The sequence below is a fragment of the Pseudonocardia benzenivorans CB1190 genome (assembly GCF_000196675.2).
Lineage (GTDB): Bacteria > Actinomycetota > Actinomycetes > Mycobacteriales > Pseudonocardiaceae > Pseudonocardia > Pseudonocardia benzenivorans.
The window spans coordinates 1,908,517-1,931,850 of sequence record NC_015312.1; the positions used below are offsets into that span (position 1 = coordinate 1,908,517).

At 72.8% G+C, this 23,334-nt stretch carries 23 protein-coding genes; 16 read left to right on the plus strand and 7 right to left on the minus strand.

The features are described 5' to 3' along the window. The 7 genes from PSED_RS09180 (at position 1) to PSED_RS09210 (ending at position 5,435) form a co-directional block, all read left to right on the plus strand. The gene (locus PSED_RS09180; protein ID WP_041760788.1) at positions 1–420 is read left to right on the plus strand and encodes a Zn-ribbon domain-containing OB-fold protein; all 420 of its coding nucleotides are present in this window, start codon (positions 1–3) and stop codon (positions 418–420) included. After that, positions 417–1,538 (plus strand): thiolase family protein, encoded by a 1,122-nt coding sequence (locus PSED_RS09185; protein ID WP_013673972.1) that lies wholly within the window; start codon positions 417–419, stop codon positions 1,536–1,538. Before PSED_RS09180 ends, PSED_RS09185 begins: the two co-directional genes overlap by 4 nt. A gap of 25 nt (positions 1,539–1,563) precedes the next feature. Beyond that, the gene (locus tag PSED_RS09190) at positions 1,564–2,550 is read left to right on the plus strand and encodes an alpha/beta hydrolase (RefSeq protein ID WP_013673973.1); all 987 of its coding nucleotides are present in this window, start codon (positions 1,564–1,566) and stop codon (positions 2,548–2,550) included. After that, positions 2,547–3,740 carry a CaiB/BaiF CoA transferase family protein gene (locus PSED_RS09195; RefSeq protein WP_013673974.1) on the plus strand — a complete coding sequence of 398 codons (1,194 nt, stop codon included), beginning with the start codon at positions 2,547–2,549 and terminating at the stop codon, positions 3,738–3,740. The genes PSED_RS09190 and PSED_RS09195 overlap by 4 nt, the downstream gene beginning before the upstream one ends. Next, entirely contained in the window at positions 3,733–4,491 is a 759-nt protein-coding gene (fabG, locus tag PSED_RS09200) for a 3-oxoacyl-ACP reductase FabG (RefSeq protein WP_013673975.1), read from the plus strand. The genes PSED_RS09195 and fabG overlap by 8 nt, the downstream gene beginning before the upstream one ends. Before the next feature lie 61 nt (positions 4,492–4,552). Next, complete coding sequence (locus PSED_RS09205) at positions 4,553–4,876, plus strand: hypothetical protein (RefSeq protein ID WP_013673976.1); 324 nt, start codon at positions 4,553–4,555, stop codon at positions 4,874–4,876. 142 nt (positions 4,877–5,018) lie between these two features. Further along, positions 5,019–5,435: a DUF6841 family protein gene (locus PSED_RS09210; protein WP_013673977.1), complete on the plus strand. Its 417-nt coding sequence runs from the start codon at positions 5,019–5,021 to the stop codon at positions 5,433–5,435. A 444-nt stretch (positions 5,436–5,879) separates the two neighbouring features. Here the strand turns inward: PSED_RS09210 and PSED_RS09215 are convergent, their stop codons facing one another. Continuing rightward, entirely contained in the window at positions 5,880–7,028 is a 1,149-nt protein-coding gene (locus PSED_RS09215; RefSeq protein WP_013673978.1) for a PQQ-dependent sugar dehydrogenase, read from the minus strand. Between the two features lie 84 nt (positions 7,029–7,112). On the opposite strand from PSED_RS09215, the gene PSED_RS09220 reads away from it, so the two are divergent. Genes PSED_RS09220 through PSED_RS09230 form a run of 3 tightly spaced genes read left to right on the plus strand, consistent with a single transcriptional unit; the run spans position 7,113 to position 9,489 of the window. After that, complete coding sequence (locus PSED_RS09220; protein ID WP_013673979.1) at positions 7,113–8,036, plus strand: 2-hydroxyacid dehydrogenase; 924 nt, start codon at positions 7,113–7,115, stop codon at positions 8,034–8,036. 53 nt (positions 8,037–8,089) lie between these two features. Next, positions 8,090–8,686, plus strand: a complete 597-nt coding sequence (locus PSED_RS09225) for a DoxX family protein (RefSeq protein ID WP_013673980.1) — start codon at positions 8,090–8,092, stop codon at positions 8,684–8,686. Next, positions 8,683–9,489, plus strand: a complete 807-nt coding sequence (locus PSED_RS09230; RefSeq protein WP_013673981.1) for a phosphotransferase — start codon at positions 8,683–8,685, stop codon at positions 9,487–9,489. Before PSED_RS09225 ends, PSED_RS09230 begins: the two co-directional genes overlap by 4 nt. A gap of 54 nt (positions 9,490–9,543) precedes the next feature. On the opposite strand, the gene PSED_RS09235 is transcribed toward PSED_RS09230, so the two are convergent. The 3 genes from PSED_RS09235 to PSED_RS09245 form a co-directional block, all read right to left on the minus strand. Next, positions 9,544–10,194, minus strand: a complete 651-nt coding sequence (locus tag PSED_RS09235) for a dihydrofolate reductase family protein (protein ID WP_013673982.1) — start codon at positions 10,192–10,194, stop codon at positions 9,544–9,546. Positions 10,195–10,326: 132 nt separating this feature from the next. Further along, a complete protein-coding gene (ilvD, locus tag PSED_RS09240; protein ID WP_013673983.1) occupies positions 10,327–12,168 on the minus strand; it encodes a dihydroxy-acid dehydratase in 1,842 nt (613 codons plus the stop codon). Positions 12,169–12,173: 5 nt separating this feature from the next. Beyond that, entirely contained in the window at positions 12,174–12,635 is a 462-nt protein-coding gene (locus tag PSED_RS09245) for a PH domain-containing protein (RefSeq protein ID WP_049803347.1), read from the minus strand. A gap of 239 nt (positions 12,636–12,874) precedes the next feature. Between PSED_RS09245 and PSED_RS09250 the strand changes: the two genes are divergently transcribed. The 4 genes from PSED_RS09250 (at position 12,875) to PSED_RS09265 (ending at position 17,512) form a co-directional block, all read left to right on the plus strand. Further along, positions 12,875–14,833, plus strand: a complete 1,959-nt coding sequence (locus PSED_RS09250) for an acetolactate synthase large subunit (RefSeq protein WP_013673985.1) — start codon at positions 12,875–12,877, stop codon at positions 14,831–14,833. Continuing rightward, positions 14,833–15,339 (plus strand): acetolactate synthase small subunit, encoded by a 507-nt coding sequence (gene ilvN, locus PSED_RS09255; RefSeq protein WP_013673986.1) that lies wholly within the window; start codon positions 14,833–14,835, stop codon positions 15,337–15,339. The genes PSED_RS09250 and ilvN overlap by 1 nt, the downstream gene beginning before the upstream one ends. 45 nt (positions 15,340–15,384) lie before the next feature. Then, positions 15,385–16,389 carry a ketol-acid reductoisomerase gene (ilvC, locus tag PSED_RS09260; RefSeq protein WP_013673987.1) on the plus strand — a complete coding sequence of 335 codons (1,005 nt, stop codon included), beginning with the start codon at positions 15,385–15,387 and terminating at the stop codon, positions 16,387–16,389. Positions 16,390–16,519: 130 nt separating this feature from the next. Then, positions 16,520–17,512, plus strand: coding sequence for an LLM class flavin-dependent oxidoreductase (locus PSED_RS09265; RefSeq protein ID WP_013673988.1), 993 nt, complete (start codon positions 16,520–16,522; stop codon positions 17,510–17,512). A gap of 9 nt (positions 17,513–17,521) precedes the next feature. On the opposite strand, the gene PSED_RS09270 is transcribed toward PSED_RS09265, so the two are convergent. Further along, on the minus strand, positions 17,522–18,385 hold the full coding sequence (locus PSED_RS09270; protein ID WP_013673989.1) for a methyltransferase domain-containing protein: 864 nt from the start codon (positions 18,383–18,385) through the stop codon (positions 17,522–17,524). A gap of 239 nt (positions 18,386–18,624) precedes the next feature. Here PSED_RS09270 and serA point away from each other — a divergent pair, with 239 nt between their 5' ends. Further along, positions 18,625–20,226, plus strand: coding sequence for a phosphoglycerate dehydrogenase (gene serA / locus PSED_RS09275; protein WP_013673990.1), 1,602 nt, complete (start codon positions 18,625–18,627; stop codon positions 20,224–20,226). 267 nt (positions 20,227–20,493) lie between these two features. Continuing rightward, complete coding sequence (locus tag PSED_RS09280) at positions 20,494–21,534, plus strand: 3-isopropylmalate dehydrogenase (RefSeq protein ID WP_013673991.1); 1,041 nt, start codon at positions 20,494–20,496, stop codon at positions 21,532–21,534. Positions 21,535–21,607: 73 nt separating this feature from the next. Here PSED_RS09280 and PSED_RS09285 read toward each other — a convergent pair whose 3' ends face one another. After that, complete coding sequence (locus PSED_RS09285; RefSeq protein ID WP_013673992.1) at positions 21,608–21,922, minus strand: EthD family reductase; 315 nt, start codon at positions 21,920–21,922, stop codon at positions 21,608–21,610. 124 nt (positions 21,923–22,046) lie between these two features. Next, positions 22,047–23,333 (minus strand): FAD-dependent oxidoreductase, encoded by a 1,287-nt coding sequence (locus tag PSED_RS09290; protein ID WP_049803349.1) that lies wholly within the window; start codon positions 23,331–23,333, stop codon positions 22,047–22,049. Position 23,334 lies beyond the last annotated feature (1 nt).

Below are 23,334 nucleotides of genomic sequence, written 5' to 3' on the forward strand. Positions count from 1 at the left end.
GTGCCCCACGACGCCGGCTCGTCGGTGACCCGGCCCGTCCCGGTCCCGACGCCGCTCAGCGCGCCGTTCTGGGCGGCATGCAGGGAGAATCGGCTACTGGTCCAACGCTGCGACGCGTGCGGGGCACACATCTTCACCCCGCAGGAGTTCTGCCGGGCCTGTCATGCCACGAGCCTGACCTGGGTCGAGTCCGCCGGCCGCGGACACATCGTGACGTTCACGGTCATCGGTAGACCGCAGACACCTGCGTTCGAGACCCCGTACGTCGTGGCGGTCGTCGAGCTCGAGGAGGGATACGAGATGATCACCAACATCGTCGGAGGCCCCGCGGAGGACGTCAGGATCGGTGACGCCGTGCGGGTCCGCTTCATCCCGGTCACGGACGAGATCACCTTGCCGTGCTTCGAGGTCGTGCCGTGAGCAGGCGGCAGGCCGTCATCGTCGGCGCCTACAACACCCCGCAGGCCCGGGTGCTTCCGGGCGAGACCTCCGACTCGGTGACGCTGGCCGCGATCAAGGGGGCCCTGGGCAATGCCGGGCTCACCGTGGCCGATGTCGACGGCCTGAACGTGCTCTCCGGACTGAACTACCGCGGCGGTGCGGACGCGTTCGGCTATGCGCTCGGCATTCCGTGGTTCTGGACCGGCGGTTTCGTGCCCAGTCCGGGCGCGGTCGTCGAGGCCGCCGCGGCCATCGAGCGCGGAGTGTGCGACACGGTGGTGCTCGCCAGCGGTCAGGCGGGTGTCTATACCGATCGGGCGTCGGTCGCGCCGTGGGCGCGCACCCCCAACGAGTTCATCGAGTGCTGGGGGCTGATGACGCCGGCGGAATGGTCGCTCTCCGCTCAGCAGTACATGCACCGGTTCTCCGTGGCACCGGAGAAGATCGCCTACATCTCCTCGGTCATTCGCAACAACGGCGCGCGCAACCCTGAGGCGATCTACTACGGCCGCGGTCCTTACACCGTGGAGGACGTGCTGTCGTCCCGGCTGATCGCCAGTCCGTACCGGCTGCTGGACTGCGCCACCGTCAGCGAGGGCGGGTCTGCGGTGGTGATGACCACCGCGGAGCGAGCTGCGGACCTCGACGTGCCCGCGGTGAAGGTACTCGGTGGCGCCTACGACAGCTGGGGGCCCACTTACACCCACCCATCGACCTACGAACGGGTCGCGATGTGGGGTCGCAAGGCGGCGGACGCCGCGTTCGGCCAGGCCGGGATCAGCCGTGACGACGTCGACCTGTTCGAGCTCTACGACAACTTCTCCTGGGAGATCGTGCGGTACTTCGAGGCGCTTCGCTACTGCGAGGTAGGAGAGGGCCCGGACTTCGTCGCGAACGGGGCGATCGAGCTCGGTGGACGCTATCCGATCGTCACCGACGGCGGCACGATGTCGCACTCGCACACGGGGGAGTCCCAGCGGTTGCAGCGTGTCGTGCAGGCGGTCCGTCAGCTGCGTGGCGACAGCGCAGCCAACCAGGTCGAGGCGGAGATCGCGCTGGTCGTCGTGATCGGCGAGGTTCTGCTCCTGGGGGCCTGAGGCCTTCGACGGTGCGGAGCGAAACGTGAATGACGACGTGAAGCGGCTGCGGACCCCGCAGCGTCCGCCGTTCGACGCCGAGTTGGCGGAGGCCCTGACGCAGGTGCGCGACGAGATGCCCGTGACGGTGACCTCGTCCGGGATCGGGGCGATTCGGGAGCGTGCGGCACGCACGACTGCCTCGGTCGAGGAACTCGCCGCCGAGTACGGTGTCGCGGTCCGGATCGTCACCGCGACCCGTCACGGCGGGCCGAACCTGCGGCTGCTCGTGGCGCGCCCTCCGACACCGACCTCCGGTGCCCTCTACTGGATCCACGGCGGCGGCGGCGTCCTCGGCGATTTCCGGTTCGGGATCGACCCGGCCCTGACCTGGGCCGCGGAGTTCGGGGTGACGGTGGTGTCGGTGGACTACCGGCTGGCTCCCGAGCACCGGGATCCGGTTGCCATCGAGGACTGCTATGCCGGCCTGTGCTGGCTGGCGTCGAACGCCCGGACGCTGCAGGTCGATCCGACCGGGATCATAGTGGGCGGACACAGCGCGGGCGCCGGGCTGGCGGCCGGGACGGCGTTGCTCGCGCGCGATCGTGGGGGCCCTCGCGCGCACGGGCAACTGCTGCTGTGCCCGATGCTCGACGATCGGGAGCAGACGGTCTCGAGCAGACTGCTCGCGGGTGAAGGAGTCTGGGACCGGACGGCGAACCGTACGGCATGGGCGGCGCGGTTGGGCGCCCGTCGCGGAGGACCGACGGTCAGTGCGTACTCGGCGCCGGCCCGCGCGGGGGACCTCGGCGGATTGCCGCCCGCGTTCCTGGACGTCGGCTCGGTCGACACCTTCCGGGACGAGACCGTGGAGTATGCGTCACGCATCTGGTCCGACGGTGGCGAGGCCGAGCTGCACGTGTGGCCAGGGGCCTATCACTGCTTCGAGATCGTCGCGCCGGCCGCGACACTCTCGACAGCTGCGGTGAGGTGCCGGGCCGGGTGGCTGCGGCGCCGGTTGGAGGCGTCATGACCGTCGGGGAGCTGCCGCTGGCCGGGATGACCGTGGTGGCATTGGAGCAAGCCGTTGCCGGACCGCTGGCCTCGCGACACCTCGCGGATCTCGGGGCCAGGGTGGTGAAGATCGAGCGGCCGGACGGCGGCGACTTCGCCCGCGGCTACGACGACGTGGTGCGCGGGATCGCGTCGCACTTCGTGTGGCTGAACCGCGGCAAGGAGTCCCTGGTGCTCGACCTGAAGTCCGCGGCGGGCGCGCGAGCGGCCCGGGCGCTCATCGCGCGGGCGGACGTCTTCCTCCACAACACGGCACCCGGGGTCGTCGAGCGCCTCGGGTTGGACGCGGAGACGCTCCGCGCGGACCAGCCGGAGCTGGTGGTGGTCAACATCTCGGGCTACGGGCGGACCGGACCGCGCCGGGACCGCAAGGCCTACGACATGTTGATCCAGGCCGAGTCCGGAATGGTCGCGGTGACCGGGACCCCGCAGACGGCGACCAAGACCGGGGTTCCGACCGTGGACATCGGGGCCGGGGTGTACGCGGCGATGTCGGTGCTGGGCGCGCTGGTACGCCGAGCCCGCACGGGCGTCGGCGCCGTGATCGACGTGTCGATGTTCGACGCCGCCGTCGAGTGGATGGGACATCCGCTGTACATGCAGCTCTACGGGGGCAGACAGGTGCCGAGGATGGGGCTGTCGCACGCAGCCATCGCGCCCTACGACGCCTATCCGACGGCCGACGGGCAGATCCTCATCGGTGTTCAGAACGATCGGGGATGGCGCGCCCTTGTCGGCGCGGTCTTCGGGAAGCCCGAGTACGCCGACGACCCCCGCTTCGCCACGAACGTGGCCCGAGTGGCGAACAGGGCGGAGTGCGACATGCTGGTTGCGGACTTCACCCGGCAGTGGGCGACAGCGGATCTCGACCAGGCCCTGGCGGACGCCGGAGTACCTGCAGGACAGCTCAACGGCACCGCCGAAGTGGTGGAGCATCCGCAGCTGTCTGCGCGCGACAGATGGCGGTCCGTGCGCACCGAGGTGGGAGAGGTCCGCGGAGTGCTCCCCCCGATGACCTTCCGCGACGTCGAGCTCCCCATGGGTCCGGTACCGGCGCTCGGGGAGCACACCCGGGCGGTCCTGGCCGAGTTGGGCATCCACGACGACGCACCGTCCGAGTTCCGTCCCGAGGAGATCGCCGATGTCTGAATCCCGCCGAGTAGCCGTGGTCACGGGTGCGGCCCGTGGAATTGGTGCGGCCACCGCGCAGCGCCTGGCCCGAGACGGGCTGGCCGTCGCGGTCGTGGACCTGGAGGAGAGCGCTGCGAAGGCCTCGGCCGACGCGGTGGTCGCCGCGGGGGGGACTGCGATCGCGGTGCGTCTCGACGTCACCGACGCCGCCGCGGTTCAGGTTGCGGTGGACCAGGTGGTGGCAGAGCTGGGGCCGCCCACGGTGCTCGTGAACAACGCCGGTATCACCCGTGACGACCTGCTGTTCAGGATGACCGAGACGAACTGGGACGCGGTGGTGGACGTCCACCTGAAGGGTTCGTTTCTGATGAGCCGGGCGGTGCAGGGATTCATGGTTCAGGCCCGATGGGGACGCATCGTGAACCTCTCGTCGACTTCGGCGCTGGGCAAGCGCGGGCAGGCCAACTACGCCGCGGCCAAAGCCGGCGTGCAGGGCTTCACCAAGGCGCTTGCCCTCGAGCTGGGACGGTTCGGGATCACAGTGAACTGCGTCGCGCCCGGCTTCGTGGTCACTGACATGACCAGGGCGACCGCACAACGACTCGGAGTGCCGTGGACGGACTATCTCGCCCAGCGGGTGGCTGAGCTCCCGGTGGGCCGGGCGGGCCAGGGCGAGGACATCGCCCACGCCGTGTCCTACTTCGTCGACGAGCGGTCCGGGTTCGTGTCCGGTCAAGTGCTCTACGTGTCCGGCGGCCCGCGCGTCTGACCGAAGCGACCATTCCGCAGCGGCGGCACTCGCCGCCGCACTACCCACCCAGAGGTGAGCCATGTCCACACCGTTCGCACCCGAGCTGCGCCCCGGGATGCGGCTGCAGAGCCAGACCGGCCCGGTCGAGCTCATCGTCATTCGGCCGGGGCCCGGAGGCATCTTGGCTTGCGGAGGCCTTCCCATGGTCGGCCCTGGTGACGTCCTCGCGTCAGCCCCGCACGCGGCGGAGGCGGCAGCGGACGCGGTGCAGCTCGGAAAGCGCTACACCGACGCCACCGGGACACTCGAGGTGCTGTGTACCAAGGGCGGTGCGGGGCCGCTGACTCTTGACGGGGCGATTCTGACGATCAAAGCGGCTGCGGCGCTCCCGGCGTCGGATTGAGTGGCGGGGAACGCCGGCCCCGCTTCCGGTCGGGAGCCGTGAGGTCACGGCGTCGTCGGCATGGCGCCTGCGGCTACTGCCCGCGCGAGCCCGCTGACCGCGTCGAGCTCTCGATGTCGTTCGCTGCCGAAGGGAGTCGACGATGACCACGCCTGCCGACGCCGTGGCGGTCGAACGGTCGGTGCGCGCCGCGTACACGGACTACGTCGCGTGCTTCCAGCGCGGCGACCCGGACGCCACCGCCGCGTACTTCACCGCGCCGCTGCTGCGGGTGGCCGACGGGCGGACGACGGTCCATCCCACCGCGGACGACGTCCGCCGGATGCTCGCCGGCATGACGCAGCGTCTCGACGCCCTGGGCTACAGCGGGTCGCGCGTCGCGTCGCTGGAGGTCTCCGTGCTCGACCGGACGGCCGCGCTGGTGCGGTCGCGCGGCACCCGCCACGACCGAGCGGGAGCGACGCTCCAGGCATTCGACGTCCTCTACCTCATGGCGCGACCTGAGGCCGACGCGAGTTGGCGGATCACGACGCTGGTCTTGGTCCGCGGCGCACCCTGACACCGGGACCCATATCGACATCGTCGCGAGGCTCAAGAGCTGACCACCGGGACGGAGCTGGACGACCACCGCCGGCCGGGCGGGCACCCCGACGTTGCATCCGGTCCGAGCGCGCCCGCCGGTGGACGGTGCGCCCGGGAGCCGACGCCGCTGCGGTGTTGGGCCGGCTTGGTCAGCCGCGTCGCCGCTCAGTGATCAGCGACCGACCTCGGCCAGGAGCCGTCCACCACGGCGCCGGGACGTTTCCGCTTCCTGCCCCTTCGCTCGCTCCGCTCGTTCCTGCAGGCGGGCGTGCGCTCTCAGGGCAGGATCGCGTCGACGTAGCCGCCCGGCCGGCCGCCGCGGCTCGCCCGGGCCCCGGGACGGCACGGACGTCGTGAGGCACGCTCTTGTCCCTCGATCCGCGATCACCCGACGACGCGGCGCACGACATCCCGCCGCGGGTCAGGCCGCGCTCGCGCCGCCGCCCGTCGGGGGCTGGATCCGGATGACGCGGTCGTCGCTGAGCTTGGGCAGGGCACCGGCGGCGCCGTCCTTGTTGACGGTGCCCAGCCACAGCAGGCCGTCGGGGCCGGCGGCTGCGGCGGCGAGCCGGCCGTACGCGTCGGGCAGCAGGGTCCGCGGGTCGCCGGTGAAGGTGCCGTCCTGGCCGGGCCGCAGCACGAACAACGACTTCGTGCCGGTCAACGCGATCGCCAGCGCCCCGCCCAGCACCGAGCACCCGGCCACGCCGGGCCTGTTCGGCCAGCTCCACGCGGGCGTGCCGAGCGTGCCCGCGCCGAGCCGGAAGAGCACGTCGCGACCCGCGGCGCGGTCGGTGACCCAGGTCGTGCCGTCGGTGCCGGTGCACATTCCCTGCGGGTTGCTCAGGCCCGACGCGTAGACGGCCGTCCCCGCCGGGTTGCCCGCCGTCGGCCGGCCGAGCGTGTCGATGCGCAGCACCTTCCCCGCGAGCGAGGCCGGGTTGCCCGCGGCGCCGTCCGGGTCGCCGGTCGCGACGAGCAGGCTGCCCGTCGCGGTGTCGACGCCCAGCGCCCCACCGGGCCCGCGCGGGATGCCGGTGAGCACCGGCTTCGGGGCCTCACCCGGCGCGATCCGCAGCACGCGCTCGTCGTCCGCGGTGGCCGCGTAGGCGTAGACGAGCTCGTCCTCGGCGTAGCTGGGGGACAGCACGAGCCCGCTCAGCCCGCCGGCGGCGGCGTCGACCGGCACCGTCGCGATCAGCTGCGGGGCCGATCCGCGCTGCACCTTGAGCACCCGCCCGGTTGTGCGTTCGGCGACGAGCGCGGAGAAGCCGTCGGGCAGCACCGCGATCGCCCCGACCGGGCTCAGGCAGGTCGCGACGACCTGCGGGTCCGGGTCCTCGCACCCCGCGGGCTGCTGCGGCGCGCTGCTGGTCGGCGGCGGGGCGTTCCCGCTGCTGGGGTCGGCGGGCGGCTCGGGCTCGTCGAGCGTGGGCGGCCCGCCGAGCTCTCCGGAGCTCTCGACCTGGTCGTGCCAGGTGCGGCTCCCGTCGTCGGGGAACGACGCGCACCCGCCGACGAGGAACAGGCAGACGGCCACCATTCCCCCGACGATCCGCCACCGCGCCACGGTCCCCAGGCTAGGAGGCGCGCGGTGATCCCCACGTGAGCGTGCTCGCGCACCGGCGACCGCCGCGCGGCCACGGACTAGCGTGTGCTCGTGCCCGACATCGACGTGCTGGTGTGTGACGAGGAAGGCCGCGCGGCCCTGGAGCAGATGCCCGGCGTGCGGCCGGTCCACTACGACCCCGACGAGCCGCTGCCGCCCGAGGCCGCGACCGCCGAGATCCTCGTCCCGCCGTTCCTGTCGCCGGCCAGCGGCGTGCGCCTCGCCGAGCAGATGCCCAAGCTGCGGCTGGTCCAGCTGCTCACCGCGGGCGCGGAGATCTGGGTCGGCAACCTGCCCGACGGCGTCGCGCTCTCGGACTGCAAGGGCGCGCACGGTGGCGCCACGGCGGAGTGGATCGTCGGCGCGCTGCTCGCGGTCTACCGGGACCTCCCGGTCTTCGTGCGCGCGCAGGACGAGGGCCGCTGGGACTACCACCGCACCGACGAGCTCGACGGCAAGCGCGTCCTGATCGTCGGTGCGGGGGACGTGGCCGAGCACACCGTGCGGCGGCTGGAGCCCTTCGGGGTGTCGACGACGCTCGTCGGCCGCCGGGCCCGCGACGGGGTGCACGGCATCGACGAGGTGTACGACCTGCTGCCGCGCTACGACGCGTGCGTCGTCATCGTCCCGCTGACCGAGGACACCCGCGGCCTCGTCGACGCCCGGTTCCTGGCGGCAATGCCCGACGGCGCGGTGCTGGTCAACGCCGCGCGCGGACCCGTCGCCGACACCGACGCCCTCGTCGCGGAGCTGACGTCGGGCCGGCTGCGCGCCGCCGTGGACGTCACCGACCCGGAGCCGCTGCCCGCGGGTCACCCGCTGTGGTCGGCACCCGGGCTGCTGCTCACCCCCCACGTCGGCGGGAGCGTGCCGGGCGCCATGCGCCGGGCCTACGGGGTCGCCGTCGAACAGATCGCGGCGTTCGTCCGCGGCGAGCGGCCGCCGAACCTCGTCGAGAACGGTTACTGACACGCCGCTGCGGGTCGACCCCGCGGTGACCTGGGCCGACTAGGTTCTCGCGCATGAGTGAACCGACCCGGTCCTTCGACATCGGGACCCTCGGCGGCTCCGAGCCCTCCAACTCGACGACCCGGCCCGAGCGCCGTCCGGTGCCCTCGAACGGTGCGGCCGACATCGGCCTGCTCATCCTGCGGCTGGCCGTCGGCGGGCTCTTCTTCGCGCACGGCGCGCAGAAGGTCTTCGGGATGTGGGGTGGCCAGGGCATCACCCGCACCGCGGAGAACCTCGCGGGGTACGGCTTCGTCGCCCAGCAGACCAGCCTCGCGTGGGCGTTGGGCATCGTCGAGATGGCCGCGGGCGCGTTCGTCGTGCTGGGGTTGTTCACGCCGCTCGCCGCCGCGGGTCTGCTGGCGATCAAGGTCGTGGCGCTGCTGGTGAAGATCCCCGCGATCGAGTTCTTCGCCGCGCAGGCTCCCGACGCGATCGAGGTCGACATCCTGCTGGGGGCGGGGGCAGCCACGCTGATGTTCGCGGGGGCGGGCCGCATCGCGCTCGACAACGGCCGCACCTGGCTGCGTCGCCCGATGCCGTATGCGGTCGTGTGCCTGATCGTGACCGTCGCGATCGTCCTCGTGGTGATGCTGACGCTGCGCCGGTGACGTCCCCTGTGACGGCGCCGCCCGACGAGGTGTGGCTCGCCGCGCTGGCGCGGCGCCGCGGCCAGGTGTCCGTCACGTCGCGCCAGGCCCTGACCGGTGGGTACGCGTCGGCGGGCGCGGAACGGGTCGATCTGTCCGACGGGACGTCCGTCGTCGTGAAGGTGGCGGCGGCGCGCGAGGTGGCCGCCCTGCGGGCCGTCGCCGTCGTCCCCACGCTCGACGAGCCCGTCCTGCTCGCCGCGGGCACCGGCTGGGTGGTCGTCCCGTTCCACGACGGCCTGCCGCTCGCCGACGACGCGCCCGTCCCCGCCGCGGTCCTGACGATGCTCGAGCGGGTGCACGCGCACTGGCGCGGCAGGCGGCCCCGGACGGTCCCGGTCGCCGACGCCGCGTGGTGGCGCGAGCTGTGCCTGCAGCGGATCGCCCCGGCCGTGGAGCGTGCCGTCGCTCCGGTGGGCCACAGGCTGCGCGCCTGGGCCGACGATCCCCGCGCGCTCCGGGCGGCCGCCGCCGTCCCGCGCACGCTCACCCACGGCGACCCGCACCGCGGCAACATCGTCGTCGACGGGGCGGGCGGGGGGTGGCTGGTCGACTGGGGCAACGCCCGCGTCGCGCCACGCGGTTTCGACCTCGCGGTCCTGCGCGCCCAGGGCACCGACGTGTCGACGGGCGACCCGGCCGAGGACGCCTGGTCCGACCTGGCGATGGCCGTCGCCTACCTCGGCTTCGCCGCCGACCACCTCGGCACCGAACGCGTCCTCGAACTGGCGGCGATGGCGGAGCAGGGCCTGGCTGCCCTGTGACCGGCGACGGTCGCCATGGCGACCATCGCCGCTCACGACCGCCGCCGGACGGGGTCAGCCGGCCGGGACAGGAGCGTTGCGGTTCCAGAGCTGATGAACGAGGCCGCTCGGGGAGGCGACCGACTCGACGGTGAAGCGCCCCTCGGTCCCGCTGACCCCGTCCCAGAGCGACACCCCGCGACCCAGGGTGATCGGCACCGTCACGAGGTGCATGAAGTCGACGAGGTCCGCCTGCAGGAACTGACGGACGGTCGAGGGTCCGCCACCGAGCCGGACGTCGAGACCGCCCGCGGCCTCCCGGGCCAGGCGCAGCACCTCGTGCGGCGGGCCGTCGACGAAGTGGAAGCTCGTCCCGTTCGCGAACTCGATCGGCGGGAGCGATTCATGGGTCATGACGAACACGGGGGTGCGGAAGGGGGGCTCCTCGCCCCACCAGCCGCGCCACCCGTCGGGCCGGTCGCCCGCGGGCGGGCCGAACTTGGCGCGGCCCATGATCTCGGCACCGATGCCCTGGCCCCACAGCGTGGTCAGCGCCCGGTCCAGCGTGACGGGGGCGTCGACGGCGTCGATCCCGTGGATGAACCGCCCGTCGAACCCACCGAACAGGGCCTCCGCACCGCCGATCGGGGCGTCGAGGGTGACGGTCCCGCCGGCGGCGTAGCCGTCGAGGGAGATGTTCAGGTTGTGCACGCGGGTGCGCGTCATGGTGCCTCCTGGGAGCGCCGAGGGTCGACGGGTGGACCGACCCGGACCGCCGAACTCATCGCCAGGGGTCGTGAGTGGCAATGGTCGTCATAGCAGGTCGCCCCGACGACCATCGCCACTCACAGCAGGGGTTCAGCGCACCGAACGCACGGCGCCCGTGTCGGCCGAGGTGGCCAGGGCGGCATAGGCCCGCAGCGCCTGTGTGACCGGACGCTGCCGGTCGGCGGGCTGCCACGGCCGCTCGGAGGCCTCCATCTTCGCGCGGCGGGCGGCCAGCACCTCGTCGTCGACGAGCAGTTCGACGGTGCGGGAGCGCACGTCGATCAGGATGCGGTCGCCGTTCTCGACCAGCCCGATCGTCCCGCCCGCGGCGGCCTCGGGGGAGACGTGCCCGACCGAGATTCCGCTGGATCCGCCGGAGAACCGGCCGTCGGTGATCAGAGCGCACTTCGCGCCGAGGCCCGCGCCCTTGAGGAACGCGGTGGGGTGCAGCATCTCCTGCATCCCCGGCCCGCCCGCGGGACCCTCGTAGCGGACGACGAGGACGTCGCCGGGCTGGATCTCCTTGGTGAGGATGACCGAGACGGCCTCCTCCTGGCTCTCGACGACCCGCGCCGGGCCCTCGAAGCGCCAGATGTCCTCGGGGATGCCGGCGGTCTTGATGACCGCGCCCTTCTCGGCGAGGTTGCCGCGCAGCACTGCCAGGCCGCCGTCGGCGGTGTAGGCGTGCTCGCGGTCGCGGATGCAGCCGCCCGCGGCGTCGGTGTCGAGCGAGGACCAGCGGTTCTGCGTGGAGAACGCCTCGGTGGTGCGGACCCCGCCCGGCGCGGCGTGGAACAGCTCCACGGCCCGCTCCGACGGCGCCGCGCCGCGGACGTCCCACTCGTCGAGCCAGGCCTGCAGCGACGGGGAGTGCACGGTGTGGACGTCCTCGTGGAGCAGGCCGGCCCGGCGCAGCTCGCCCAGGATCGCCGGGATGCCGCCCGCCCGGTGCACGTCCTCCATGTGGTAGCTGGAGTTCGGCGAGACCTTGGCGAGACAGGGGACCCGCCTGGAGATGGCGTCGATGTCGGCGAGGGTGAAGTCGATCTCGCCCTCCTGCGCCGCCGCGAGGATGTGCAGCACGGTGTTGGTGGAACCGCCCATCGCGACGTCGAGCGCCATGGCGTTCTCGAACGCGTCGCGGGTCGCGATGCTGCGGGGCAGGACCGACGCGTCGTCGTCGCGGTACCAGCGCGTCGCCAGTTCCACGACGGTCCGCCCGGCCTCCAGGAACAGCTCACGGCGGGCGGCGTGGGTGGCGAGGGTGGAGCCGTTGCCCGGCAGGGCGAGCCCCAGCGCCTCGGTGAGGCAGTTCATCGAGTTGGCGGTGAACATGCCCGAGCACGACCCGCACGTCGGGCACGCGGAGCGCTCGACGACGTCGAGGCCGTCGTCGTCGACCTCGGTGGAGGCCGACGCGGAGATCGCGGTGATGAGGTCGGTGGGCGCCTGCGCGACGCCGACCACGACCACGGCCTTGCCGGCCTCCATCGGCCCGCCCGAGACGAACACCGTGGGGATGTTCAGCCGCATCGCGGCGTTGAGCATGCCCGGGGTGATCTTGTCGCAGTTGGAGATGCAGACGAGCGCGTCGGCGGCGTGGCCGTTGACCATGTACTCGACGGCGTCGGAGATGACCTCGCGGCTGGGCAGCGAGTAGAGCATGCCGCCGTGGCCCATCGCGATGCCGTCGTCGACGGCGATCGTGTGGAACTCGCGGGGGACGCCGCCGGCCTCGCGGACCGCCTCGGCGACGAGGTCGCCGAGATCCTTGAGGTGCACGTGGCCCGGCACGAACTGGGTGTAGCTGTTGGCGATGGCGACGATCGGCTTGCCGAAGTCGTCGTCGGTCATCCCGGTGGCGCGCCACAGGGAACGCGCACCGGCGGCGTTGCGGCCATGGGTGGTGACACGGGAACGCAGGGCCGGCATCGGGCTCACTCTCCAGCCGGATCGGGCAGCCGGCCGCCGCTGGCGGCGGCGAGCTGGGACAGGTCGCGAACGGTCACGGCGGGCAGCAGGAGCTCCCCGCCGCCGGTCAGCACGGCGCTGACCCGGGCACCCCGGGACCGGGTGGCGGGTTGCAGACGCAGCGAGCTGATCTCCGCCCACGGTACGCGGCGGCCACCGAAGGCCCGGCGGACGGCCACCGCCTCGCTGTCGACGACGGTGCGTGTCCGCGCGATCCACCACGCGATCGCGAGCGGCACGAGGTAGAAGAGCCAGAACCAGGGGGCGCCGAACGCGAACGGGACCGCGACCACCGCCAGCGCGACGACGAACAGGTAGGACAGCCGGGTGGGCCGGAACACGGCCCGCGGCGGCGGTGCGGGGTCCTGCGCGGCCGGTCCGCTCACGGGGTGGGTCTCCTGGTCCGGACGCTGTTCGGTGGTGCTCACCGGCACATCGTCGCACCCCGCCGGGTGATGGCGGCGGCCGGTTGACCATCCGGAACCGATGCGTGCTAGCGTCGGACGCATGTTCGTCACCGACCTTCTCGTAATTCGCAGGCGCGTTCTCGCCTGAGTTCTGATCGAGTACTCGGACGACGACGCGCCACCCTCGTTCCGCCTACGGCGGCGAGGGTTTTTTCATGCCCTGACCTGACTCCATGCCCACGACGCAGCGAGGCTGACCGATGACCACCGCCACCCCCCGCCCAGGCGCAGCCGGCCCGAAACCGGCACCGCCGCCCGGGCGGCCCGGTTCCCCGGCCCGGCCCGAGGCCGTGTCGGCGCGTCCCGACGTCGTCCCCGGACCGCAGATCGGCCCCGAGCCGATGACGGGCGCGCAGTCGCTCGTGCGCTCGCTGGAGGAGATCGGCTGCGAGGTCGTCTTCGGCATCCCGGGCGGCACGATCCTGCCCGCCTACGACCCGCTGCTCGACTCGACCCGGGTGCGGCACGTCCTGGTCCGCCACGAGCAGGGCGGCGGCCACGCGGCGACCGGGTACGCGCAGGCCACCGGCAAGGTCGGGGTCTGCATGGCCACGTCGGGTCCCGGCGCGACCAACCTCGTCACCCCGATCGCCGACGCCTACATGGACTCGATCCCGGTCGTGGCCATCACCGGTCAGCAGACCCGTCCGCTGATCGGCACGGATGCCTTCCAGGAGGCCGACATCACCGGCATCACCATGCCGGTGACCAAACACAACATGCTGGTGACCGACGCGACGGAGATCCCGCGCGCGATCGCCGAGGCCTTCCACCTCGCGTCGACGGGCCGACCCGGCCCGGTGCTGGTGGACATCCCCAAGGACGTCCTGCAGGAGCAGACGACGTTCTCGTGGCCCCCGGAGCTGCGCCTGCCCGGCTACCGGCCGACGACCCGGCCGCACGGCAAGCAGATCCGCGAGGCGGCCAAGCTCATGGCCGCCGCCGAGCGGCCGGTGCTCTACGTCGGCGGCGGCGTGCTCAAGGCCGACGCCTCCGAGGAGCTCCTGGAGCTGGCCGAGCTGACGAACATCCCGGTCGTGACGACGCTGATGGCCCGCGGGGCGTTCCCCGACAGCCATCCGCAGCACGTGGGGATGCCCGGCATGCACGGCACGGTCGCGGCCGTCGCGGCCCTGCAGGAGGCCGACCTGCTGGTCGCGCTCGGCTCGCGTTTCGACGACCGCGTCACCGGCCAGCTGGAGACGTTCGCGCCGCACGCCGCGGTGGTGCACGCCGACATCGACCCGGCCGAGATCTCCAAGAACCGCCGCGCCGATGTGCCGATCGTCGGCGACTGCAAGGAGGTCATCGTCGAGCTGATCGAGGCCGTCCGCGCCGAGCGCGAGGTCGACGTCGTCGACCTCGGTGCCTGGTGGACCCGGCTCGACGACCTGCGCACGACGTTCCCGCTGGGGTACGACTGGCCCGACGACGGCTCGCTGTCGCCGCAGTACGTCATCGAGCGGATCGGCGCGATCGCCGGCCCCGACGCCGTGTACGCGGCGGGCGTCGGCCAGCACCAGATGTGGGCCGCGCAGTTCATCAAGTACGAGAAGCCGCGCTCGTGGCTGAACTCGGGCGGCCTCGGGACGATGGGCTTCGCGGTGCCCGCGGCCATGGGCGCCAAGATGGCCCGCCCCGACGACGTCGTCTGGTGCATCGACGGTGACGGCTGCTTCCAGATGACCAACCAGGAGCTCGCCACCTGCGCGATCGAGGGCATCCCGATCAAGGTCGCTGTGATCAACAACGGCAACCTGGGCATGGTCCGGCAGTGGCAGAACCTCTTCTACTCGGAGCGGTACTCCAACACCGACCTCGGCACCCACAAGCACCGCATCCCCGACTTCAAGCTGCTCGCCGAGGCGATGGGCTGCGTCGGGCTGCGTGCCGAGTCCAAGGACGAGGTCGACCGCGTCATCAAGCAGGCCATGGAGATCGACGACCGGCCCGTCGTGATCGACTTCACCGTCGGCGCCGACGCGCAGGTCTGGCCGATGGTCGCGGCCGGCACGTCGAACAACGAGGTCATGGCCGCCCGCGGCATCCGGCCGCTCTTCGAGGGCGACGAGCTGGCCGCGGACGTCGTCGAGATCGACGCCGTGGTGGAACGCGCGCTGGAGCACGGCGCGCACGGGAACGACGAGGACGCGAAGTGATGCAGACCCACACGCTGTCGGTCCTCGTCGAGGACAAGCCCGGTGTCCTCGCCCGCGTCTCGGGCCTGTTCTCCCGGCGCGGCTTCAACATCATCTCCCTGGCGGTCGGCCCGACCGAGCAGGAGGGCGTCTCGCGGATGACGATCGTCGTCGCCGTCGAGGACCTGCCGCTGGAGCAGGTGACCAAGCAGCTCAACAAGCTGGTCAACGTCATCAAGATCGTCGAGCTCGACCCGGCGGCGTCGGTGCAGCGGGAGCTGCTCCTGGTCAAGGTGCGTGCCGACGCCGCGATCCGCAGCCAGGTGCTCGAGGCCGCCGAGCTGTTCCGAGCCAAGGTCGTCGACGTCGCGCCCGAGGCGCTGACGATCGAGGCCACCGGCACCGTCGACAAGCTCGGGGCGCTGCTGCGGATCCTGGAGCCCTACGGCATCCGCGAGATGGTCAAGTCCGGGATGGTCGCGGTGGGTCGGGGGCCCCGGTCCATCACCGCCGCGGCGATGCGTTAGAGACTTGCCCCCGAACACCCCCTGGGAGAGGACGTACCACCCGTCATGAGCGTGAACATCTACTACGACGACGACGCCGACCTGTCGATCATCCAGGGCCGCAAGGTCGCCGTGATCGGCTACGGCTCGCAGGGGCACGCGCACGCGCTGTCGCTGCGCGACTCCGGCGTCGAGGTGAAGATCGGCCTGCCCGAGGGGTCGAAGAGCCGGCAGAAGGCCGCGGACGAGGGTCTGGAGGTGCTCACCCCGGCCGAGGCGTCGGCGTGGGCCGACCTGATCATGATCCTGGCCCCGGACACCAAGCAGCGCTTCATCTACGCCGAGGACATCGCGCCGAACCTCAAGAGCGGCGACGCGATCTTCTTCGGGCACGGCTTCAACATCCGCTACGACCTGATCAAGCCGCCTGCCGACGTCGACGTCGCCATGGTCGCCCCGAAGGGGCCCGGCCACCTGGTCCGTCGCCAGTTCGTCGACGGCAAGGGCGTGCCCGCCCTGATCGCCGTCGAGCAGGACGCCTCCGGCAACGCTAAGGCGCTCGCCCTCTCGTACGCGGCCGGGATCGGCGGCGCCCGCGCGGGCGTCATCGAGACCACGTTCAAGGAGGAGACCGAGACCGACCTGTTCGGCGAGCAGGCCGTCCTCTGCGGTGGTGCCGCGGCGCTGGTCCAGACCGGTTTCGAGGTGCTCACCGAGGCGGGCTACGCCCCGGAGATCGCCTACTTCGAGTGCCTGCACGAGCTCAAGCTGATCGTCGACCTCATGTACGAGGGCGGCATCGCCAACGAGCGCTTCTCGATCTCCGACACCGCCGAGTACGGCGACCTCACCCGCGGCCCGCGCGTGGTCAACGCGGCGACCAAGGAGGAGATGAAGAAGATCCTCGCCGAGATCCAGGACGGGCGCTTCGCCTCCGAGTGGGTCGCCGAGGACGAGGCCGGCCGGCCCAACTTCACCCGTCTGCAGAAGCAGGGCGCCGAGCACCCGATCGAGCAGGTCGGCGAGAAGCTCCGCGGCCTCATGAGCTGGGTGGGCGAGAAGGCCAAGTAAGGCCTTCTCCCGCTGCTCGAACGGCCCTTCCCCGCAGTCGCGGGAGAGGGCCGTTCGTGCGTTCCGGGGAAGAGACGCGGCGCGCACGGCGTTGGGCGGGATGAGCGTTCCCCGTCGAGAGGTGCCTGCCGTGTCCCTGCCCCCGCTGTCGATCCTCGACCTCGCCCTCGTCCCCCCGGGTGAGTCGGTCGCCGAGGGGCTCGCCGCGAGCGTCGAGCTGGCGCGCCGGGCGGAGCGCTGGGGCTACCGGCGCATCTGGTACGCCGAGCACCACAACATGCGCGCGATCGCGTCGTCGGCGACGAGCGTGCTGATCGGGCACGTCGCGGCGAACACCGAGCGGATCACCCTCGGCGCGGGCGGCATCATGCTGCCCAACCACTCGCCGCTGCAGGTCGCCGAGCAGTTCGGCACGCTCGCCGAGCTCTACCCCGGCCGCATCGAGCTGGGTCTCGGCCGCGCCCCGGGCACCGACCAGGCCACGTTCCGGGCGCTGCGCCGCGACCCGCGGGCGTCGGAGACCTTCCCGCAGGACGTCCAGGAGCTGCAGGCGTTCCTCGGCGAGCAGTCGCTCGTGCCGGGGGTCGAGGCGTTCCCCGGCAAGGGCACCGCCGTCCCGCTCTACGTGCTCGGTTCCTCGCTCTACGGCGCGCAGGTGGCCGCGATCCTCGGGCTGCCCTACGCGTTCGCGTCCCACTTCGCGCCGGAGGCGCTCGAGCAGGCCGTCGAGATGTACCGGACCGAGTTCCGGCCGTCGGCCCAGCTCGCGGCGCCGCTGGTGATGGCGGGGGTCAACGTGCTGGTCGCCGACTCCGCCGCGGACGCCGACGAGCTGCTGCGGCTCGCCCGGATCGACCGGGTCAAACGGCTGCTGAGCCGGGGTGGCCACGAGCTGACCGACGCCGAGGCCGTCGCCGCGCTCGACCTGCCCGCGGGTCGCCAGGTGCTGAACATGATGCGCTACACCGCCGCCGGTACGCCCGACGTCGTCGAGCAGTACCTCACGGAGTTCGCCGCCCGGGTCGGGATCGACGAGCTGATCGTCACGAGCCCGGCCGTCGACCGGGCGGCGTGGTACCGCTCGTTCGAGCTGCTCGCGGGTCGGACCGCCGTCCCGGCCTGACGGGTCGGGTCAGACCGTCGCCGTGAACAGGTAGTAGCCGATCGCGGCGAACAGCGTGCCCTCGCGGTGGCGTTGCGCGATCTCGGCGACCCAGACCTGCGCGTCCTCCTCCGAGACCGCGCCGGCCGCGGCCGCCGAGCGTCCGACGGTCGCGAAGTAGCTCGCCGCGAGGTCGGGGGACAACACGACCATCCGGCTCGCGACCTCGACGTCGTGCGCCCCCGCGGCGCGCAGCGCGGGTCCGAGCGTGCGCGGCAGCCAGGGGTGTACGACGGCCGTGTCCGCCTCGTGGGCCAGGATCGCGCGGGTCGTCGCCCGGTCGCCGACGCCGATCGTGTTCGTGTCGAAGTCCGGCGTGATCACCGCGATCCGCCCGCCCGGACGGGTCACCCGGACCATCTCGGCGAGGGCGGCGTCGGGGTCGGGCAGGTAGACCAGCACGCGCTCGGCGCGGGTGACGTCGAAGGCGTCGTCGGGGAACGGCAGGTCCGCCGCGTCCCCCTCGACGAACGTGACCGTCAGCCCCTCCGCGGCCGCGCGGCGCTGCGCCTCGGCGACGAAGCGGGCGCTCGCGTCGACGCCGGTGACCGACCCGCCCGGTGTGACGGCCCGCGCCAGCCGCAGGCTCTCCAGCCCGAACCCGCAGCCGACGTCGAGCACCGTCGCGCCGGGGCCGGTGCGCGTGCGCTGGATCGCCAGCTTCTTCAGCTCGCCGAGCAGCGGCAGCCGGTCGAACGCCTCCAGCGCGCTGACGAACGGGCCGATCTCGGGTGCGTCGTCGTCGAGGTCGGTGAAGGCGTGCAGGGACAGGCCCTCGGTGCGGGGCGCCGCGCTGCGGTTCGCCGCGGGCCGGTTCGCCTCGGTGCGGGTCATGCGCGTCATCCTGGTCACATCAGGCCCCTGTCCGCCACGGCCGTTCGGCTGCCGAAACCGGCCGCTCGCCCGGATCCGACTGCGGCGAACCGGACACGGGGCCGGCCCGTCCCGGCGCGGACACCGACCATTCGTGCAGGTTGCGCTATTGCGCCGCTCACGCTGGCTGCAGGGCCGTCGGCGGGCGGCCCTAGGATCGGGGGGTCCCTACCGACCGACCCGGGAGCCCTGCAACCGCCGTGAGCACCGCCGCCGCCCGTCCTGTCGTCCTCCTCGCCGAGAAGCTCGCGCCGTCCGCGGTGGAGCTGCTCGGCGACGACGTCGAGATCCGCCACGTCGACGGAACCGACCGGCCGGCGCTCCTCGCCGCGGTCGCCGACGCCGACGCACTCCTCGTCCGCTCGGCCACCAAGGTCGACGCCGAGGTCCTCGCCGCCTCGACCCGCCTCAAGGTCGTCGCGCGCGCCGGTGTCGGCCTCGACAACGTCGACGTCCCCGCCGCCACGGCGCGCGGCGTCATGGTCGTCAACGCGCCGACGTCGAACATCGTCTCCGCCGCCGAGCACGCCATCGCGCTGCTGCTGGCCGCGGCCCGCCACGTCGCCCCCGCCGACGCCGCGCTGCGCCAGGGGCAGTGGAAGCGCAGCGCCTACACCGGCGTCGAGCTCAACGGCAAGACCGTGGGCATCGTCGGCCTGGGCAAGATCGGTCAGCTCGTCGCGCAGCGGCTCGCCGCGTTCGGCGTCACGCTGATCGCGTACGACCCCTACGTCGCCCCGGCCCGTGCCGCCCAGCTCGGCATCGAGCTGGCCTCGCTCGAGGACGTGCTGCGCCGTGCCGACGTCATCTCGATCCACCTGCCGAAGACCCCCGAGACCCTCGGGCTGATCGGCAAGGACCAGCTCGCGATCACCAAGAAGGGCGTGATCATCGTCAACGCCGCCCGCGGCGGGCTGGTCGACGAGGCCGCCCTCGCCGAGGCCGTCCGTTCCGGGCACGTCGGCGGCGCGGGCATCGACGTCTACGTCACCGAGCCGACGACCTCCAGCCCGCTCTTCGAGCTGGAGAACGTCGTCGTCACCCCGCACCTGGGCGCGTCCACCGACGAGGCGCAGGACCGCGCGGGCACCGACGTCGCCAGGTCGGTCCAGCTGGCGCTCGCGGGCGAGTTCGTGCCCGACGCGGTCAACGTGCAGATCGACGGCGCGGTCGGCGAGGAGGTCCGGCCGTACCTGCCGCTCGTGCAGAAGATGGGCACGGTGCTGCACGCCCTGGCCGGGCGCGTGCCCAGCTCGATCACCGTCGACGTCGCGGGCGAGCTCTCCTCCGAGGACGTCTCGGTCCTGCCGCTCGCGGCCCTGCGCGGGGTGTTCACCCACGTCGTCGAGGACCAGGTCACGTTCGTCAACGTGCCGGCGCTGGCCGCGGAGCGCGGCGTCGCGGTCGAGCTGACCACGGCCCCCGAGAGCGCCAACCACCGCAGCGTCGTGCAGCTGCGCGCCGCGATGGCCGACGGCGAGGCGATCACCGTCTCGGGCACGCTGACCGGCCGTGCGCAGGTCGAGAAGCTCGTCGAGATCAACGGCCGGCACTTCGACCTGCGGGCCGAGGGCGACATCCTGCTGCTCGAGTACGCCGACCGCCCCGGGGTGATGGGCCGCGTCGGGTCGCTGCTGGGCGAGGCCGCCGTCAACATCGAGGCCGCGCAGATCAGCCAGACCACCGACGGCCGCGACGCGATCATGCTGCTGCGCGTCGACCGCCCGATCGACCCGGCCGTGCTCGAGCCCATCGGTGCCTCGGTCGGCGCGAAGACCGTCCGGCTCATCTCGCTCGACTGACACGGGCCCGGGTTTTGCGGGTCCCTGACGGTCCGCACCCGGCCCCGACCGGCGGCAGCCGGTGTACCCCGGCTGCCGCCGGCGCGAACCTCGGGCGGACAATCAGACCCGCTCGGGGGCGTGTCGCGCTCCCGGCGGCACCGTCGGGCCGTCCCGCGGGCACCTGTTCCACCGGTACGGGTGACCTCGGAAGAGTGGACGGCGACCGATCGGCGGTGTCGCAGCGGGTAGCGTGCTGCGACTCCCCAAACAGAGAGGTATCTGGACATGCGCCTAGCGGTCATTCCCGGCGACGGCATCGGCCCGGAGGTCATCGACGAGGCGCTCAAGGTCCTGAACGAGGTAGCGCCCGGCGCCGAGACCACCAACTACGACCTCGGCGCCGCCCGCTGGCACTCCACCGGCGAGCTCCTCCCGGAGTCGGTGCTGACGGAGCTGCGGGGTCACGACGCGATCCTGCTGGGCGCGGTCGGCGACCCGTCCGTCCCGAGCGGCATCCTCGAGCGCGGCCTGCTGCTGCGGCTGCGCTTCGAGCTCGACCACCACGTCAACCTGCGGCCCGCGCGCCTCTACCCGGGCGTGCGCGGACCGCTGGCGGGCAACCCCGAGATCGACCTCGTCGTCGTCCGCGAGGGCACCGAGGGCCCGTACGTCGGCACCGGCGGCCTGCTGCGCAAGGACACCCCGCAGGAGGTCGCGACGGAGGTGAGCACCAACACCGCCTTCGGCATCGAGCGCGTGGTCCGCGATGCCTTCGCCCGTGCCGAGCGCCGGCCGCGCAAGCACCTCACGCTCGTGCACAAGACCAACGTGCTCGCGTTCGCCGGCGCGCTGTGGTCCCGGATCGTCGAGGAGGTCTCGCTCGAGCACCCGGACGTCACGGTCGCCTACCAGCACGTCGACTCGACGACGATCCACCTCGTCACGGACCCGTCGCGCTACGACGTGATCGTCACCGACAACCTGTTCGGCGACATCCTCACCGACCTCGCGGCCGCGGTGACCGGCGGCATCGGGCTGGCCGCCAGCGGCAACATCGACGCGTCGGGACGCAACCCCAGCATGTTCGAGCCGGTGCACGGCAGCGCCCCCGACATCGCCGGACAGGGCATCGCCGACCCGACGGCCGCCGTCCTGTCGGTCGCGCTCCTGCTCGACCACCTCGGCCGGTCCGACGCCGCGCGTCGGATCGAGGCCGCCGTGGCGTTCGACCTCGCGACGCGCGACCACGGCGCCAACAGCCACACCCGTTCCATCGGCGACCGGCTGGCCGCGCTCGTCAGCCGCCAGGCCTCCGCGCCCGCCTGACCCGTCCCCGCACGACGGCGGCGTCCCCCGGTCCGGGGTGGCGCCGCCGTCGTCGCGCCGTCGGGAGTGGCGGTCAGACCACCGCGTCGCTGGGGCCGGTCAGCATGGTCACGCCGGCGCCCGCGAAGTTGCCCAGGTCGGCGACGGCGGCCTTGCCCGCGTCGCTCGACATGGACGCACCCATCGCCTCGGCCGAGTCCCACGTCAGCACCGCGACCAGGTGGTAGGCGGGCTGCGCGCCGTCGGGGCCGGGCTGCGGCCTGCTGACGGAGAAGCTCCGCAGGTCGGGGAGCTTGCCCGCGATGGGGGTGTGCACCTCGTCGTAGTGCTTGTCGAACGCCGCGGCGTCCGCGGGGTGGTGGTAGAGCACGGTGAGCTGGTAGGACACGGTTCCTCCGATCCGTGGCCGCGACTCCGGTGTCGACGGCCTCGTCGACATCATGCCGACCCGACGCCGGGCGCGCCCTCCCGCAGCCGGCCCCCTCGACGGACGAACGGCACGAACATCGCGATCAGGTGCGTGCGGGGGCCTCACGTCCGGCGGTGGCGACCGGACGGCGTGCCCACACCGGCGCGTGCTCGGGCAGCGGGCCGATCGCGACCAGCCGCGCCGGGATGCCCTGCAGCACCGGGAACCGCTGCAGGATCCGGACCGGCAGCGGCAACGTTGCCGCGACCGGCGGTGTCGCGCCGCGACCGGTGTCGAGCGCCGTGCCGATGACCACCCGGTGCGCGACCCGTTGCGCGCCCTGCACCAGGGCCGTCGGCCACCAGCGACGCAGCTGGACCCGGCGCAGCGCGCGGGTCGTCGCACGGCCGTTGCGGCGCAGCTCGGGAGCGAGCAGCCGGGCGGCCGCCACCGCGTCGGCGACGGCCAGGTTGATCCCGACGCCGCCGACGGGCGACATCGCGTGCGCCGCGTCGCCGACCAGCAGCAGGCCGTCGGCGTACCAGCGGCGCAACCGGTCGAGCCGCACGTCGAGCAGCTTGACGTCGTCCCAGGACGCAAGGGTGTCGACGCGGTCGGCCAACCACGGGACCAGCCCCGCCAGCCGCCGCCGCAGCTCGCCGATCCCCGCGGCGCGCAGCTCGGCGTCGCTGCCCTTGCGGATCAGGTAGGCGCACTGCCAGTAGTCGCCGCGGTCGATCAGCACGCAGAAGTGGCCGCGGGTGAAGCGGCCGACGCCGCCGGCGACGTCCTCGGCGTGGCGGGGGAGGCGGAACCACCACACGTCCATCGGGACGCCGAACCCGCGGGGCCGCAGCCCGGCCGCGGCGCGCACCGCGGAGCGCCGGCCATCGCAGGCCACGGTGAGCGCCGCGCGCAGCACGTGCTCCTCGCCGGTGGTGCGGTCGGTCCAGCGGACGCCCGCGACCCGTCCGGCCTCCCGGACCAGGCCGGTGACGTCGGCCTGCCGGACGAGGGTGAACGAGGGCTCCTCGGCCGCGGCGCCGGCGAGCAGTTCGAGGAGGTCCCACTGGGGGACGAGCGCGACGTGCTGGTGGTCGCCCGGCAGCCGGTGCATGTCGGCGAGCCGGACGGTCCCACCGTCGAGCTCGGCGGAGACGGCCTCGAGCCGCCGCTGCGGAAGGGCGGCGAACCGCTCGCCCAGCCCCAGCTCGTCGAGCAGGGTCAGCGTGGAGGCGTGCACCGTGTCGCCCCGGAAGTCCCGCAGGAAGTCGGCGTGCTTCTCCAGCACGGTGACCTCGATCCCGGCGCGGGCGAGCAGCAGCCCGAGGACCATCCCGGCGGGCCCGCCCCCGACGACGGCGACGGTCGCGCGCTCGTTTTTCCTCATA

Bases quoted from the DNA above. Each gene is read 5' to 3' on its own strand.
- PSED_RS09195 (WP_013673974.1), top strand. From the start codon at position 2,547: ATGACCGTCGGGGAGCTGCCGCTGGCCGGGATGACCGTGGTGGCATTG.
- fabG (WP_013673975.1), top strand. From the start codon at position 3,733: ATGTCTGAATCCCGCCGAGTAGCCGTGGTCACGGGTGCGGCCCGTGGA.
- PSED_RS09205 (WP_013673976.1), top strand. From the start codon at position 4,553: ATGTCCACACCGTTCGCACCCGAGCTGCGCCCCGGGATGCGGCTGCAG.
- PSED_RS09210 (WP_013673977.1), top strand. From the start codon at position 5,019: ATGACCACGCCTGCCGACGCCGTGGCGGTCGAACGGTCGGTGCGCGCC.
- PSED_RS09225 (WP_013673980.1), top strand. From the start codon at position 8,090: ATGAGTGAACCGACCCGGTCCTTCGACATCGGGACCCTCGGCGGCTCC.
- PSED_RS09235 (WP_013673982.1), bottom strand. From the start codon at position 10,194: ATGACGCGCACCCGCGTGCACAACCTGAACATCTCCCTCGACGGCTAC.
- ilvD (WP_013673983.1), bottom strand. From the start codon at position 12,168: ATGCCGGCCCTGCGTTCCCGTGTCACCACCCATGGCCGCAACGCCGCC.
- PSED_RS09250 (WP_013673985.1), top strand. From the start codon at position 12,875: ATGACCACCGCCACCCCCCGCCCAGGCGCAGCCGGCCCGAAACCGGCA.
- ilvN (WP_013673986.1), top strand. From the start codon at position 14,833: ATGCAGACCCACACGCTGTCGGTCCTCGTCGAGGACAAGCCCGGTGTC.
- ilvC (WP_013673987.1), top strand. From the start codon at position 15,385: ATGAGCGTGAACATCTACTACGACGACGACGCCGACCTGTCGATCATC.
- PSED_RS09270 (WP_013673989.1), bottom strand. From the start codon at position 18,385: ATGACCCGCACCGAGGCGAACCGGCCCGCGGCGAACCGCAGCGCGGCG.
- PSED_RS09280 (WP_013673991.1), top strand. From the start codon at position 20,494: ATGCGCCTAGCGGTCATTCCCGGCGACGGCATCGGCCCGGAGGTCATC.
- PSED_RS09290 (WP_049803349.1), bottom strand. From the start codon at position 23,333: ATGAGGAAAAACGAGCGCGCGACCGTCGCCGTCGTCGGGGGCGGGCCC.